The sequence below is a fragment of the Terriglobus sp. genome (assembly GCF_965201105.1).
Classification (GTDB): domain Bacteria; phylum Acidobacteriota; class Terriglobia; order Terriglobales; family Acidobacteriaceae; genus Terriglobus.
In genome coordinates this window covers 73606-90181 of the sequence record NZ_OZ241741.1, presented here as the reverse complement: position 1 = coordinate 90181, position 16576 = coordinate 73606, and the positions used below count along the sequence as shown (strand labels likewise).

Here is a 16576-nt window from a genome sequence, read left to right as displayed (position 1 = left end):
GTGAGCCTTTCATTCACCCACATTCGACGAAGACGAGGTTTACGGCCTTGCGCAAACAAGCCCTTATTGTGAAGTTCGGCCAAATTGGCGACGTGATCATGGCGATTCCTGGGGTGCGCTCACTTTACGACGAGGGGTTCGAGATTACCTGGATTTGCGGGAAGGCTGCGCGTCCGTTGCTCGATTGTTATAGCTGGATCAACGTTATCCCGGTCGATGACAAGGCGATACTGCGGGGATCGCTCCTTGAAAGAATGCGAGCCGTTGCCGCCTTCTGGCGCAAGGTTCTCGGGACGAACTATGACCTGTGCGCCACGCTTTATTACGACCGGCGATTTCACCTGATGACCGCACCCATTCGGGCTCGGCGAAAGGTATCCCTTTCCGCGGGTGCGAGAGCTACGGTGCTGCTGCCAGGCCGTCACCATACAGACGAATACCAGCGTGTGCTCCTCGATCGCGCAGACGGCTACCAGCCACGAAGCGCTACACCGGTCAAGCCCGACAAGCTGCCGGCATCTCCACCGATCAGCAAAATCGCTGCGCGCCGAATTATTCTTTTCCCCGGCGGAACAAGCAATGTTGTCGGAGAGCAGGTCCTGCGTCGCTGGCCCGTGGCCAGCTACGTGACGGTTGCGCGGCTTCTGCTCGAAAGAGGAACGGAAGTTATCCTGATGGGCGGGCCCGAGGATGCGTGGGTGCGGCCACATTTCGAAGGAGTTAAAGTTTCCGATTGCATCGGTACACTTGCTCTGCCGGAAGTAATCAGCGCATGTAACACTTGCGACGCAGTCATTACGCACGATACAGGACCACTTCACTTAGCAGGCCTAAGCAATGCGTGCCTGGTGGGCATTTTCGGGCCCACCGACCCCTCAACCCGAGTACCCAGGAGGCCGGGAGCGATTGGCATCTGGGGCGGACAGGACTTTGCCTGCCGGCCTTGTTACGATGGTCGCGACTTTGCGCCGTGTCAGTTCAATGGGTGCATGCACCAGGTCACACCGGAGTTGGTCCTACGTGAGCTTGACCGGCTGCTTCATGCTCGCTCACTTGGCGTTGCAGTTCCGTGGCATGTTGTACTTCCAGAGCCCGTACATGCCAACGAACCGGTCAGGCTGAAGCTGAGCGGTAAATCAAACACCGTCTAAATACCGCAGGCACAACAACGCGCAACCTGCATGTGCAAGCGGTCCCTGCTCGCAACCTTCGATCCCAATGTTCTGGGCAGCTTACAAATATCACGAGCGGACACTTGCGATAGAACATCTCAAAGTATTCGTTCGTGCTTGACGCAGGTCACCTTTATCGCAGCACGTTAATTGCCGCGACGCCGAGACCGAACTGTCCGATGATGGTTGCAACGTCGACCAGGTTGCGCAGGAGTGGGCGCTTGTCCACTCGCTCTGGAACCACAATGGCGTCGCCAGGATGAAGCGGTATGGAGGAAAAGCTGCCGGCAAACAGTGCGTTCGAGTACTGCCGGCTGACAACAGAACCGTCTGCGCGAACGATAAAGCTTCGCGCCGTGTCCGCCGTCCGGGTACCGCCGCCTGCCTTGCGCAGGTAGTCACCGGCCCGCATGCGGCTGTCGTAAAGAAATGAATTCTGTGTGTACACCGACCCAAAAACGTCGACGCTTGGTGGCACCTGCGGAACCACGAAAACGTCTCCATCTTCCAAAGGCAGGTCGGGAAGATCCGCCACCGTCTGAGCGCCGGGTTTCACGTCGAGCACGATCCGTCCGGTCGCCGAAAGTTGATGCAGTTGCATCACCACGGCGCGTGCGTTTTGCAGGCCGGCAATGTTTGCCACTTCGTCTTGCGGATTGAGAGCGTTGTTTACCGAATTCGCTTCCGCAAGCTTGACCCTGCGCTCCAGTTCGGCAGTGTACTGGTTCAGCCGTTGCTGCTGGATGACGCGCGTCGACTCGCGCGTGAACTGCGAGCCGTAAATGTAGGCATCTTTGCTAAAACCGCCCACTCGTTGCACTAACTGCCGCAGGGTCTCGCCAGGTTTCACGCTGTAAGTTCCAGCGGCGCTGAACTCCCCTTCCAGTTGCACGTATTTGGTTTGCTGGGACTGCGGAACCCGGATGTCCGCCTTCGAGAAGATTGTAATCACATCGCCCGGTTCAAGAGCCAGGTTCTGCGATGGATCGCCGCCGATGACAGCCTTGCCAAGATCGAAAGGGAGCAGTTCCGTGGTCAGGTCATTCGGCTTCAGCCGCTGAATTACCGCATAGGCCCAATCCACATCGGGCGCATTCAGGACCACAGCATTCTTTGCCGGAAAGCGGCGCGCGGTTCCCGTTACAGCGGCACTCAGGGACACGTTGGACGCGGCGATATCATTTGTGCTTGGGCTTCGCTCCTGGTCCAGGGTACCCACCTGCGACGTAGGCGCATTGGCCGTGGTGTACTGCTGTAGGTTCGCTGCGTCCTGCTGCGTGCGGCGATTCTGATTCGTCGCTGTCTGGCTGACGTTGCTGTTGACTGCGTTCTGGTCATTTTGCACTGGCAAGTTCAGCGCCCGATACGGCACACGCTGACCAAAGACATTCTGGTCACTGTCGGGCAGGGCGACGTTCCCGTTCTGATCGACGGGACCGAAGAGCGAGGCCGGCTTCGCGGGCCCCAAACCCTGACCGTAGAACTGAGCAACGGGCGCATCCGGAGCGTACCGGCGAACGTCCGGGGTCGAGTCGAGCACTGGCAGGCCTAACCGGTTCCGCTGTTCCCAATAATCCCGGGTCAGCAGCGCCTCTTTGTCGGGGACAAGATCTTTCACGTGCATGCCAGGAAACCATGCAAACCTGCGCGGATCGGCTACGTTGCCGCGCAGCGTGACCGAATCCTTGAAGCGGTCAATGATCGGTGAGACGAGTATTAAATCTCCGTTGGAAACGTGCGTTGCCAGCCCGGGTGCATCCATCGAAACGTCCAGCACCGATCGCCCGTTTTGGCGTCCAATGCGTTCCAGGCGAAGCTGACTGGCCTGTGCCATGGTCGTGGTTCCACCGGCAAGCCCCAGCAGATCCTGCAGTGTGCTCTCCTGTTTAATCTCGTAGAGAGCGGGATTCGCAACGCTGCCGGCAACGGCGACCATAGCGCCTGCGGGAGGGATGAAGATCACATCTCCCGACAGAAGCGGAACGTCTTTCGATTTATCGCCGCGCAAAAGCAGGTCGTAAAAATCGAAGGTCGTCACGGTCTGGTTTCCGCGCTTCACCTGGATCGCACGCAGGCTGCCCATTGGGGTGGGCCCACCGCTCGCGAACAGCGCATTCACCAGCGTACTGAGCGAGCTGATGGTGTAACTGCCAGGACGCTTTGCGTTTCCCACAACAAACACCTGGATAGAGCGAAGTTGGCCGATGTTTACATTCAGATCGAAATTTCGGAAGTTGCGGCCTATCTGCGACTTCATATAGTCAGTAAGCTGCGCAAACGGAATGCCCGCGACGTGTACCGCACCGATTTGTGGCAGGTAAACGTTGCCGGACCGATCCACCGGGAAGCGCCCGTCCAGGTTCACCTGTCCCCACAGGTGCACCAAGAGTTCATCGCCGGGACCAATGGCGTAATCCGGGGTGACGGGAATGCGATCCACAGGCGCGAATGTCGAGGGCACGTCAGAAAATAGAGACGCTCCAAAAATCGGCAGCACCTTACCTACCGACGCAGCGACTAATCGCTGAAAGCCGGTCAGTTCGCCGGGCGGCACCGGCAATGGGCGCTGATTCTGCAGGTTATAAAGCTGATTCTGCTGATTCGGGACAGTCGTATCCTGCTGCGTCAGAGTCCGTGGACCGGCCTGCAGACCCGATGTGGACGGAAAGAGAGTCTGTGGCTGCGCGGACACAGGCACCTGATCCTGTGGTTGCGACTGCTGCTGTTGCTGCTGAGCTCCTGAGAACAGGCCGTCCATCGACACTTGCGCCGATAAAGGTAAAGACGTTAAACACCCTGACAGGAAAACCGCAGTCAGAATCTGCAGCCTATTTATTTGCTTCCAGCTCATCAACTACATCCGTGAATAAAATGCGGTCTTCAACGACATGAGCGAGACTGTCATCGCTTTGCCAATCTGAAGAGCGCAGACCCAAGCATACCAATTCTCCTGCATTCTCCGGCTCGCGAACGGCACGCATTCACCATACCGCCTTATACTAGGCGCTATGGTGGGGTCGCCAGTATCTGGAGCCTGTGTGTCGACCGGGAATCAGGTTCGGCGAAAGTTTAAGCGAGGTCTGACCTTGCTCGCGATTTTGGGGATCGCGGCCGGCAGTACGGCACTTAGCCAGGCCGCGCCAAGCTCCGCAAGAGATTCGTCCGCCTCCTGGGATGTCCTATCGCCCGACGCGGATCACCACGGCAGCGTCAACGTCCCGATGGACAGTTGGATTTACCCGGCGCTGGAGCGATTGGCGGCGATGGGATACATTCCGTCGCAGAACGTGTCCATTCGGCCATGGACACGACAGGAGTGCTTGCGCCAACTCAGGGAAGCCGAGGATGTTTTTCATTCCTCCGCAACGAACGACGCCCTGGACCGCGAAGCAGAGCCCCTGATGGACGACCTGAGCAAGGAACTGGAAGGCGACCGCGATGGGTTCACGCTGGAGTCAACGTACATCCGCGTAGGCACCATCGCCGGCCCGGCGCTGAATGACAGCTTCCACTTCGGTCAGACCTGGTGGAACGACTACGGCAGGCGTTTCGCAACGGGCACCAGTGGCCTTGCCGGGTACTCCATGCGCGCCACCTCAGGGCGATTCTTCTTCCACGTCAGGCAGGAAGCGCAGCGCATTCCCGGTACACCCGGCATCACACCAGGGCATTCTGTGCTCTTTAACCAGATCGACGGTGTCCCGGCGTTCGACTCTCCCATCACCCCCCCTGCTTTCCCGGTCACTGCGCCCGGCGCTGCCTTCTTCACACAAACACCGCTCGTGCTCTACGCCGGTGTAGCTTTGGGCGGCAATTCCCTTTCCTTCGGCAAGCAGGAAATCTTCTGGGGACCGACAACGATGGGTCCGTGGTCGTTTTCAATGAACGCGGAACCAACCTACAATCTGCGCTTCAACGCAACACGTCCGCATGCCTTTCCGTTTTTCCCCAAACTCGGCACGTACAAGTTCGACCTTGTCATCGGTAAGCTTTCAGGGCACAGGTACCCGGCAAGACCGTACTTCAACGGGCAGAAAGCCGACTTCACCTTTGGAAGCAATCTGGAGCTGAGCTTCACGCGCTGGTCTGTCTTGTGGGGAGTCGGCCATCCCATGACGCTCGGCAGTCTCGGCCGGAATCTCTTCAGCAGCGCCTCAACCGGGGCAACGTACTCCTACGGAGAGCGTACGGACCCGGGTGATCGAAAAAGCGGTTTCGACATGCGGCTGCATGTGCCGGGCTTGAGAAAGTTCGCCACCATCTACGCCGATGGGTACGCGGACGATGACGTGAGCCCCATCGACGCGCCGCGCCGCCAGGCCTGGGCCACAGGGTTGTACCTGCCGCGCCTGCCTGCAGTGCCGCACATGGACTTTCGATTCGAGATGGCGAGTTCGCAAGAGCTAAGCCATGACGAAGGTCTCGCCCACCCCTTCTTCATCAACAACCAGTATCGTGATGCCAACACCAACAAAGGCTTCCTGCTCGGAAACGCAATTGGCCGGGATGGCCGCGCCTTTGAAGGGCGGGTCGGCTTCTGGAGTTCGGCAAGGAACCATTTTGAAGCAGGATACCGGCAGTCAAAAATCAGCCCCTTGCTCTTACCCCAGGGGGGAACCGTCAGCGATGGCTTTGCACGTGCCCTGGTGCTGTTCCGCAAGCAATGGTCCGCGGATGTGTTCGTTCAGCAGGAACGCTTTCTTGTGCCCGCTGACATACCAGGTGCCCACACCAACACAAGCGCGCGCGTCACGATCACCTGGTCACCGAAACTCCATTTGACCCCGTGACACGACAGGCATGCGGCACCGCGTGAGTCGTAAGCAAAAGGCTCAGGCCCGACAGTAATCGGCGGGGCTGCTCCGGATTCTCGCTTACCTCTTATCCCAAGCGCAATTGGCATGGAGCAGCACGCAGGGCGCGAGAGTAACATGGGCAGCGGCTCAAGTGCCCAAGCGGCCGCTCTTCTGCACCACCGCCTGAGCTCAAAATCCTGCTTCCTAATGTGGAAGGTTCGGATTTTTGCCGATGCTCAGCAGGTCCGCCATGATGCGGTAGCTGCCAGGCACGCCTTCTGGCATCTCGCGGAAGAATGCAAATGCCAGGTACACGTAGTATCCCTTGCCGTACTGAGCATAGACAAGACCGCCGGTTTGCGGGTCCTGGCCTGCGTCGTGCATCTCAGTCGGCGCAACATAGTGCGAGTCATAGCTGCGCAGAAAGCCGTGGCCACGCTCTTCGACCCAGCCATTGAAGTCGGCAAGCGTGATCTTGTTCGGCCAATTGAAAACCGGGTCGTCGGGCTTTGTGATCTTGACTTCGCCGGTCTCTTCCACAACCTTCTCCGCGTCCCCCGGAACGCTGAGCGGATATGGGCCGTAGTTGCGGTCGTACTCCGCGGTCTGGTACTGGCTGATCACGACGCCGCCATTGTGCACATAGTCGAGCAGGCGGTTGTTGAGCACGCGCAGTTCAGGCCGCGCGGCATAGGTGCGAATGCCGAGAACGATGGCGTCATAGCCGCTCAGGTCAGCGCCGGCCAGATCGCCGGCGCTCAGTTCCGTCACATGAATTCCAAGGTTCTGCAGCGATCGCGGCACATCGTCGCCCGTTCCCATCACATACGCCACGCGCAGGCTTGGCGCGGTCTTCACGTCGACACCGGTCGTCTTGTAGGCGGCGGGCGCGTACAGGGGATACGGACGAATCCCGGGCCAACCGATCGTGTAGAACCCCTGCGTGTATTGCTTCCCGTTGGCGGTCGCAACGGCGGAAATGATGTACTGCTTCGCCTGAACACCGCGTGGATCCACGGTGAAGTGCAGGTGAACGTCCTCGTTATCACGGGTTGTGGAGAAAGGCGCGGTCGCAGGCTGCGCGGCCCAGCCTGCAGGCAGCTTCAACGCAACCGTGCCGCTTGCCGGCCCTTTCACACTGCTATGCACGGTCACATCCAGCGGCAGCGTCGTTGCGCTGAGCGGCATGATGCCCGCCGGCGGCGACACGCGCACGCTGATTGCGGGCGCAACCAGCAGTGGGTTCAGCACAATGCCGAGGCCGGTCTCCCGTCGCGCCGTCTGCACCACGCTTTGCGTGCTCACCGCTACGCCGCTGTAGGTGTAAACCATGGTCGCGGTGAGCGGGTACGGCATGGTCGGCAACGTCAGATCGCGGCTATTGTGGATGTCGTAGTAGCTCTGCTCCAGCGAGGGCCGCGAGAAGTACGGTTCGGTCAGTGGCGCATCCTGCGGAACCGTTGCGCTGAAGAGGACATCACCGGCCTGACCCGCGGCAAGACTCGTCACGGCTGCACTTTGGTCGGTGAGCTTCCAATCCCCCGCATTCGGAACCAGCCGCACCGAGTTGACCTGCACGGGCGTGACACCCTGGTCCGCCACATGCACGGCGACCGCGAAGGCCTGGCCTGGAATCACGGTTGTTGAGGCAAACGGGCTGCCCGCGGCAGCACTGGCAGCGTCAGTCGGGCCAAATGGGCCGACGCGCGCCGGGTCCACACCCTGAGGCTGCACGATCGCAAGAATCTGCATACCAAGAGCCTGGTTCAGCGCCTGCTGGAACTGCACCTCCTTCAGGCGCAATTCGTGCAGCGCGTTGTACTGGCCGTCGTCCTCGCGTTTCTCCTCCAGCTCGGCGATGAGTGCTCGCGTCTGCGCCAAGCCCTGCGCCAGGGCTGGCGCGCACTTCTCCGGGTGCAACGCGTTGTAGACCTCTGTCGCGGTTGTGACCTGCTGCGCAATGCTTTGTAGCTTGTCCCTCGCACTGTCCGCTTCCGCGCCCTTCAGGTAACCCGCGATACCGGGCAGCGTGGTGTCGATGCCATCGTAAAAGCTGTCTTCGTGCGCGGGTGGCGTACCGCCCTCCACACGCGTCGCATACAGGTGATATGGCGAATCGAACTGGCCCGCGGGCGGCCGGCCCACGCCCCCGTTCTGCGATTTCTGCTCGTTCAGGCCTTCGCGCGCAAGCTGAAAGTAGCTCTCGCCGAGCGCAGGATCATATGTTCCTTCGGGTACGGTCAGCGTAGTCGAAGGCACATGGTGAATCACCTCACCGGTCACATAATTCTTGAAGACGACCGGCTCCCACTTACCCGTGGCGTAGTCGAAGATGCCTTTATCCGTGACCCGTGCAAAGGGCACGCGAGCGTACACCTTGAGCGGTGTCCAGGGACGCAGCCCCTCCTTGATCTGGTCGGGAAACATCTTGGGATCGGCGGCTGCGGTGTACACCTCTTGCGCCATCACGCCTGACGTCTGGTGATGACCGTGTCCATCCGAAACATAGCCGGCAAATACGCTGGTAACGACCATCGGTCGCACCGTTCGCACCACGCGCACCACATCTTCCAACACGCGGTCGTGACCCCATTGCGCGAGCGACTCCTGCAACGTCTTCGAAAAGCCGAAGTCCGCGACGCGCGTGTAGTAAAGGTGGTCGCCGTAGTAGTGATTCGCTTGCAGGTGCTCCTGCGTGCGCAGGATCCCGAGCGCGTCCCAGAAATCGCCGGTCATCACGTTCTGGCCGCCCTCGCCGCGATTCAGCGATAACAGCGACACGTCCGCTCCCATCGCGCGGCTCTCATACGCGAGCATGCCGCCGTCCTCGTCATCCGGATGCGCGTTAATCTGGATCAGGCTTGCGCGGGTCCGCAGCTTGCGCAGCGTCTGCGCCAGACCAACCGCGCCGCGGTCAAACGGCAGCGCCTCGGCATACGCGTCCTGCTGCTGACGCCACGGCACGGCGCTTTGTGGCGTGGCAGACCGCGATGCTTCGGCTTGCGCCATCACGGCGTCAGGCATGATGGAGCAAGACACGGCGGCAAGCGTAAAAGCGGCCAGATGCTTGCGAAGCACTACCCTAGACTGGCGAGGACGCAACGTGGTCAAGATGTTTCTCCTTGCATCGACAGAACTACAAACCACATTGCCGTCGCGCGGCAAACGCCACAGCCCAAATGCAGTAGAACACTGTCAGCGATGCACCGTTCGGTGAGCATGTCGAGAGCACTCCACCAGAAACTTGAAAAGAACTGGAAGGACTTTCTACACTTCCCGTATAAACTCAGCAGACACCTTTGGCAAGTCGTATTCTCAAACCGAAACGCCGCACCCCCGGCAAACACCCCGCGTCACCGCGGCTGCCGATGCGCGCCGAAGCAACGCGGCCCTCGCATCTTCGCGAGGCAAACTGCCGCCTGCTGCTTCGCCTCTTACGGCGCGACAGCCCATGTTCCAAAGCAGACCTGGTGCGCAACTCGGGCCTGTCCGCCACGACCGTCTCCGTCTCAATCACTCACCTAAGGACCCTTGGCCTGGTTGAGGAGCTTGGCGGCGGTGAGAGTTCCGGCGGACGGCCGCCAAGCTTGTTGCGATTCAACAGCCGGCATGGCCTGGTGGCCGGTGCGGACGTTGGCGGCACACGCCTGCGCATGATGCTTGCGGACCTGAACGGCAAGCCCGTGGCGAACTGGGCGACACACCTGAACGACAAACAGAAAACGCCCCGCGCGGTGGTTGCGCTCATGCAATCCGGCATTCGCGAGATGACCCGGCAAGCCGCAGTCTCCCCGCGCGTGCTGCACCTGACCGTCGGCGCGCCCGGCATCACAGACGTGGAGCACGGCGTGGTTCTGGCTGCTCCAAACCTGCAGGGCTGGACGGATTTTCCGCTGCGTGCCCTGGTCGAGCGCGAAATGAAGCTGCCCTGCACCGTGGAGAACGACGTCAACCTGGCCGCGCTGGGCGAGCATGCAGAGGGGCAGGCGCGCGACGTACAGAACTTCATCTTCATCGCCATGGGCACGGGCGTGGGTGCCGGCATCTTTCTACGGAACGCGTTGCACCATGGCGCGGACTGGTCCGCCGGCGAGATCGGCTACCTGCCCGTGCATGGCATGCCGCGCGAACACGTCAGGCTCCACGAAACTGGTCAACTGGAACGCGCCATCGGCGGGGCGGGCGTCGAGGCCATCTGGCAAAAAGCGTTGCGCCGCGAGCGCAGGTCCGCGAATCAAAGCCTCATGACACTGCACGCACCGCAAATCTTCGATCTGGCCGATGAGGGCCATGCGCTGGCGATCGAGGTCACCACGGCGACGGCACGCATCCTGGCGGATGCGATCGGTACGCTGTCGCTGTTGTACAACCCTGAGGTTGTCGTGCTGGGCGGCGGCGTGGGCGCGCACCGCACCCTGTGCTCCGCGACCGAATCCTTTCTGCGCGAAAACCAGTTCGCGCAACCCATGCTGCGTGCCTCTTCGCTTGGCACAGAAGCGCAGCTGTTCGGCGCAATCTCACTGTCCTTGTCGGCCGCAGAAGCCGGCCTGCTCTGTTGACCGCTCGGCCTGCTGTTCTGCACCACTTCCAAAGGTCCAGCGGCGTTCGCTGCACCCAGACGGACACACTCGCGAGCGTATCGACTCGCAACCCGCACGTCACTTCCTAGGAGGCTCCTCATGCTTCACAGTTCTCGCAAGGCCGTTCTTGCATCCGCACTGGCCGCTGTTGCCGTCCTCGCAACGCCTGCAGCCGCGTTTGCGCAATCGCAGTCAATCAACGGCTCTATCCGCGGCCGCGCTGTCGATCCTGCGGGGGCCAGTGTCGCCAACGCTACTGTCACCATCAGCAACCCCGCGCTTGGCGTAACCCGCACGGCGCAGACCGGCTCCGACGGCTACTACACCTTTATTAACCTTCCGCTTGGCACCTACTCGGTTGTCTTCTCATCCGCAGGTTTTGAAACGCTTACGGTGCGAGCGGTAGAGCTGAATGCCGGAACGGCGGCCACAGTCGATGGCAGTCTTAAGATTGGCGGCGGCTCAAGCGAGGTCACCGTTACCGCAGACAACACCGGCGTTGACCCGACCAACCTTGAAATCAAGCGCACGCTCGACAGTCGCGAGGTGGAAAACCTGCCGCTTACCTCGCGCAATCCCTATAACTTTATCGTCTTTCAACCGGGCGTCAGCGGGCATCCCAATGCGGAGCTCGGCATCCCGCGCACACTCAACACCAATGGCCTGCTCGACCGCATCAACTATCAGTTCGACGGCATGGTGAACACGCAGAGTGATCGCTACGGTCTCCGCCTTTTCCCGATCGGCAATATCTTCGTCAAGGAAGTGCAGACGATCTCCAATCCCTCCGCGCCGGAGTTTGGATGGACCGCAGGCGACGTCTACAACGTGATCTCTAACAGCGGATCGAACGCGTACCACGGCCTGTTTCAGTACCTGCAGCGCTGGCAGGATGCAACGGCATACCCTCTGCTGCAGAACAAGGCCACCAACCCCATCAAGCCAAATCTTGAACTGGAGGACGTTTCCGCCAACGCGGGCGGCCGCGTCATTCGCGACAAGCTGTTTTTCTTCGGCAGCTATGAACATCTGACGCGCGGCATCCCCGCACCCGTAACGATCTCCGCTGCGAATGCAACCGCGATCGGCCTGGGCTCCGACCAGCTGCAAACCGCGCCGGGTTTGCTGCACGGCACTTTTGTCGATGCGCGGCTGGACTACACGGTGAACGCAAAAAACTCCGCGTTCATTCGCTACAACTACTTCAAAAACAATTTCCCATTCAATACCCAGGTCGGTGGCATTAACGCCCGCTCCACGGCATCGGACTACCTGGACCGTGCGCACGTCTTCGGTGGGCAGCTGATTACCACCATCTCGCCGCGCGTGCTCAATGAGTTCCGCATCACCTTTCCGCTGCGCGCCAACGCACACACACCCACTTTCCCAACTACCGGTCCCGCGGTGCTGATCACCAACGTCGCCGCCATTGGCGCCAGTTATAACGCAGGCGACCAGTACGCCGAAAAGCAGCCCTCCGGCTCCGATAACATCTCGTTTCTCACGGGCAAGCACACGTTCAAGGCGGGTGTGCTGTACAGCCAGCCGGAACAGCGCCAGCGTCTGATCAGTTACAACCGGTACACCTTCTCGTCCGTTGCGAACTACCTGGCGGCAAAGAACGGAACCAACCCGAAGGCCTACACAATCTATGAATCCGTGCAGGATACGCTTGGCCTTGGCTATGCCTCACACTTTTTCGGCGCTTTTGTTCAAGACACCTGGCAGGTCACACCCAAGATGGTTGCGGTGTACGGTCTGCGCTATGACCGCTTCGGCTCGCCGCAGGCAAACGCGAGTGCGCTTTACCCGAACTCGCGCCGGTTCAACATTGCGAACACTAACTTCTCACCGCGCCTGGGCCTCACCTATCGCGCTACGGAAACCACAGTCGTCAAGGCTTCTGGCGGCATCTTCTACGAATCGGTGCCGACCAATCTTTGGTTCAACGCGCTGAACCTGGACGGCAGTAATCGCACCAGCAGCTTTAGCTACGCTCCAGCGCAGGCGGGCTCGCCGACTTTCCCCAACGTGCCGGCCAGCACCGTCACCACCACGTCCGTGCAGAACGTGACCACGGTGTCGCCCACTTTCAAGAACGAATACACGTGGAATGTGAACGCGCAGGTGCAGCAGGAGTTTGGCAAGCGTGCCAGCTTCACGCTGGGCTACATCATGGCAAACGGCCGCAATCTGCTGTATCAGCACAACATCAATCTGATCAATCCTATCGGTCAGCTTGCGGACGGCCGTCCAGTCTGGAGCACCGCGACCAACGCAACGACGCGTGCCGATGCCCGCTTCAACCAAGTCAATCGCGTGGAAAGCGGTGCGAACTCCTCATTCAACGCCCTGATCACAAATTTCACCTTGCGCCCATACCGCGGCCTGCAACTGAACGCGAACTACACGTGGTCTCACACGCTGAGCGACGCGCCGGAAGTAAATACGTTCGAGCAGAGCGCGCCGATTGAGGACACTACCAACCGCAAGCGCGACCGCGGCAACAGCTACGTGAACCGTCCGAATGCGTTCAACCTGACCGCCGTGCTCGAGCCGACCTTCACCTTCACCAACAGCTTCGCCCGCACGGTCGCCAACGGCAACCGCCTCGCAATCCTGGCGAATCTGACCAGCGGCGACGCTGCAAATATTCTTGCCAGCAACGGCAATCTGAACAACGATCCCTCCACCGGCTCTGTGGGCCGCCCCGCATTCGTGCAGCGCAATCCGCTGCGCGGCTTCGCGGTGTACCAGGTCGACGCCCGCTATACCCGCAGCTTCCGGCTGTTCGACCGGCTGGAACCGTCCTTCCTGCTCGAAGCAAACAATATCTTCAACCACAACAACCTGACCGGACTCAACGTGACACAAGCCACACAGCCATTCGTGGTCGGCGGCACCGCGACCCAGAACGCAAACGCGGGCTGCTCCACCGCTGCACTTGCGGCAGGCCTTGGCTGCGCGGCCAACGTCGGCCTGACCGGAGTGCGCACCACCGTCCTGGAATCCCGCATCGTGCAGTGGGGCGCCGCACTCCGCTTTTAACCCACACCCCAAACGGCGCTGCCATCCTGCGATGGCAGCGCCAACCTGTAAGTGAACTCATGCCCACGCTGACCTCCACCTTTCCCGCACCCGTGTACCGCGACACCGTCCTGCAGCACGTCTTCGCCGATGCGCAGCGTCTCTTCCTGCCGTCCCTGATTGAGATCGATCTCGCGCACGTACTCATGTTGACCGAGCAGCGCATCCTGACCACGCTTCAGGGTACGCAATGCCTCCGTGCCATCCTGCAGCTTGACTCCGAAGCTCTGCGTTGCGCCGAGTACGACGGCTCCGTCGAAGACCTCTTCTTCCTCGTCGAACACACGCTGGCCCGCTCACTCGGCCAGGACCTCGCCGGGCGCATTCATACCGCGCGCTCGCGCAACGATGTCGACCTGACCATGTACCGCATGGTGCTGCGTCAACGCCTGCTGGACACGCTCGACGCCAACGGCGCGCTACGGGAGGTGCTGCTGGAGATTGCCACGCGCCACCACGGTGCCATCATGCCGGCTTACACGCACAACCAGCCCGCGCAGGTCACCACGCTCGGGCACTTCCTCATGGCATACATTGAGGTGCTTGAGCGCGATGCAGAGCGGCTCCGCGACTGCTACCCGCGCGTGAACCGCTCCCCGCTTGGTGCGTGCGCCATCACCACCACCGGCTTTCCCATCGATCGCCACAACACCGAACAACGCCTCGGCTTTCGAGGCCTCGTCACCAACAGCTACGGCGCCATCGCTGCCGTGGACTACGTCGCCGAAGCATGCAGTGTACTCGCCACCTCCATGCTTTCGCTCGGCCGCTTTACGCAGGAAATGCTGCTCTGGTCCACGGCCGAGTTCGGCTTTCTGCGCCTCTCCGACGGCTACGTGCAGATCAGCAGCATCATGCCGCAGAAGCGCAACCCCGTTCCGCTGGAGCACGTGCGCGTGCTCGCTTCGCGCTCACTCACTGAGGCGCATTCTGTCCTCGGCACGCTGCACAACACGCCCTTCGCCGACATGAACGACGGCGAGGACTCGCTGCAGCCACTAGTTGCCCTCGCCTTCACCGACGCACAACGCGCCACAACGCTGCTCGCCGGCGTACTCAGCGAAGCCACATTTCAAACGGAACGCATGCGCGAACGTGCCCGTGGCAGCTTTCTAACCGTTACCGAACTCGCCGACACGCTGGTACGCCGCACCGGCATCAGTTTTCACCAGGCGCATGCCATGGTCAGCGCAGCGGTACGCCGCGCCACCAGCGACGACCCAGGCACGCTGGCCCAAGACATCTTTCACCAGACCACAGCGGCAGGCCTGCGGATCACCGAAGCGCAGTTGCTGGAAGCACTCGACCCCGATTACTTCGTCGCCGTGCGCAGGGTCACCGGTGGCCCCGCAACTTTCGCGCTCACTCCAGAACTGCAGCGCGCTGGCGCACAGCTGCAGCACGACCAATCATGGCTCACCGCCGAGCGCGAACACTTGAGCAGCAAAGCAAAAGCCCTGATCGCCAACGCGCAACGGCTCGCCGCAACCGCGGCATACGATGGCGGCAGTGCAGACGCAGCCTGAGTCCGACGCGGGTCCCGGCACGCCGCAATTAGCCTCGCTCGACCGCGGACTCAGCACCGCGGGCGCGCTTGGCGCCAACATCATCGACATGGTCGGCGTGGGCCCCTTCATCACGCTGCCACTGATCGTGACCGCCATGGGCGGACCGCAGGCCATGCTTGGATGGCTGCTCGGCGCGCTTCTCTCGCTGTGCGATGGCTGCACCTGGAGCGAGCTCGGCACCGCACACCCGCTCGCCGGCGGCTCATACGCCTACCTGCGCGAGGCCTACGGCAAACGCTGGGGGCGCCTCTTCAGCTTCCTCTACGCATGGCAGCTTCTCATCTCCGCGCCGCTCTCCATCGCGTCCGGTTGCATCGGCTTCGCGCAGTACAGTGGCTGGTTTCTGCCAAACGCCTCACGGTGGACGCTCTCTGCTCTCGCCATCGCAGCCTGCATCGCCGTCACGCTGCTCCTGCTGCAGCCCATCGGCCGCATCGGAGCGGTCACACGTGTGCTGGGTGCCGTTGTGCTTCTCACCCTCCTTGCCGCCATCGTGGTCGGACTGACGCACTTTTCCGCCGCGCGCGCCTTCAGCTTTGCTCCCGGTGCCTTTCACCTCAGCGGCGCATTCTTCACCGGCCTGGGCGCCGGCCTGCTCGTCAGCGCGTACGACTATTGGGGCTATTACAACGCCTGCTTTCTCGGCGGCGAACTCCGCACCCCCGAGCGCACCATCCCCCGCGCTGTGCTCGGCGCCATCGCCATTGTCGGCTCGCTCTATCTCCTCATGAACGTCGCCACTCTCGGCGTCTTGCCCTGGCAGGAGCTCACCCGCGCCGACGCCGGCGCGCGCCGCTACACCATGGCTCTCTTTACCGAGCGTGCCTTTGCCGGCCACGCCTGGGCGCACACCGCAGCGACCGCAGCCGTTCTGTTGGTCGCGCTCGCATCGCTTGCCTCCATTTACGGCCTCCTGCTCGGCTACTCGCGCATCCCGTTCGCCGCCGCGCAGGACGGCAACTTTCCCGCCGTCTTCGGCCGCCTGCATGCGCGTCTGCGCATCCCCGCCGCATCGCTCATCACACTCGCCGCCATCACCGTTGTGTGCTGCCTCTTTCGCCTGCAAGAGGTCATCGCATCCCTCGTCGTTCTGCGCATCCTCTTTCAGTTCCTGCTGCAGGGCATAGCCGTTCTGCTGCCGAAGCATCGCCGCGAACGCCGGCTTCCGGGCCGCTTCCGCATGCCGCTGTACCCGCTGCCCGCGCTGCTGGCCACCGCCGGCTTTCTTTTCATCGTCATCTCGCGCCCACAGATCTTCGCCGAGCTGCGCCTTGCTGTCATCGTTCTCATCACGGGCCTCGCCGTCTACGCCATTCGCCTGCGCTTGACTCGCAACGCAACTTCCGTGGGCAACACGGCAACGCTACACTGAG

8 protein-coding genes are annotated in these 16576 nt (G+C 61.3%); 6 read left to right on the top strand and 2 right to left on the bottom strand.

All coding sequences use genetic code 11. The features are described 5' to 3' along the window. The first annotated feature begins 47 nt into the window (after positions 1–47). The gene (locus tag ACOFKT_RS00365) at positions 48–1151 is read left to right on the top strand and encodes a glycosyltransferase family 9 protein (protein WP_419805469.1); all 1104 of its coding nucleotides are present in this window, start codon (positions 48–50) and stop codon (positions 1149–1151) included. Between the two features lie 154 nt (positions 1152–1305). Here ACOFKT_RS00365 and ACOFKT_RS00360 read toward each other — a convergent pair whose 3' ends face one another. Beyond that, the gene (locus ACOFKT_RS00360) at positions 1306–3930 is read right to left on the bottom strand and encodes an SLBB domain-containing protein (protein WP_419805468.1); all 2625 of its coding nucleotides are present in this window, start codon (positions 3928–3930) and stop codon (positions 1306–1308) included. Between the two features lie 328 nt (positions 3931–4258). On the opposite strand from ACOFKT_RS00360, the gene ACOFKT_RS00355 reads away from it, so the two are divergent. Next, on the top strand, positions 4259–5962 hold the full coding sequence (locus ACOFKT_RS00355) for a capsule assembly Wzi family protein (protein WP_419805467.1): 1704 nt from the start codon (positions 4259–4261) through the stop codon (positions 5960–5962). A 210-nt stretch (positions 5963–6172) separates the two neighbouring features. On the opposite strand, the gene ACOFKT_RS00350 is transcribed toward ACOFKT_RS00355, so the two are convergent. Then, positions 6173–8992: a PIG-L family deacetylase gene (locus ACOFKT_RS00350; RefSeq protein WP_419805466.1), complete on the bottom strand. Its 2820-nt coding sequence runs from the start codon at positions 8990–8992 to the stop codon at positions 6173–6175. Between the two features lie 275 nt (positions 8993–9267). Between ACOFKT_RS00350 and ACOFKT_RS00345 the strand changes: the two genes are divergently transcribed. From ACOFKT_RS00345 to ACOFKT_RS00330, 4 genes are all read left to right on the top strand, one after another. After that, positions 9268–10527, top strand: a complete 1260-nt coding sequence (locus ACOFKT_RS00345; RefSeq protein ID WP_419805465.1) for an ROK family protein — start codon at positions 9268–9270, stop codon at positions 10525–10527. 120 nt (positions 10528–10647) lie between these two features. Further along, entirely contained in the window at positions 10648–13596 is a 2949-nt protein-coding gene (locus ACOFKT_RS00340) for a carboxypeptidase regulatory-like domain-containing protein (protein WP_419805464.1), read from the top strand. Between the two features lie 59 nt (positions 13597–13655). Beyond that, the gene (argH, locus tag ACOFKT_RS00335; RefSeq protein ID WP_419805463.1) at positions 13656–15161 is read left to right on the top strand and encodes an argininosuccinate lyase; all 1506 of its coding nucleotides are present in this window, start codon (positions 13656–13658) and stop codon (positions 15159–15161) included. Next, positions 15145–16575, top strand: a complete 1431-nt coding sequence (locus ACOFKT_RS00330; protein ID WP_419805462.1) for an APC family permease — start codon at positions 15145–15147, stop codon at positions 16573–16575. Before argH ends, ACOFKT_RS00330 begins: the two co-directional genes overlap by 17 nt. Position 16576: the final 1 nt, after the last annotated feature.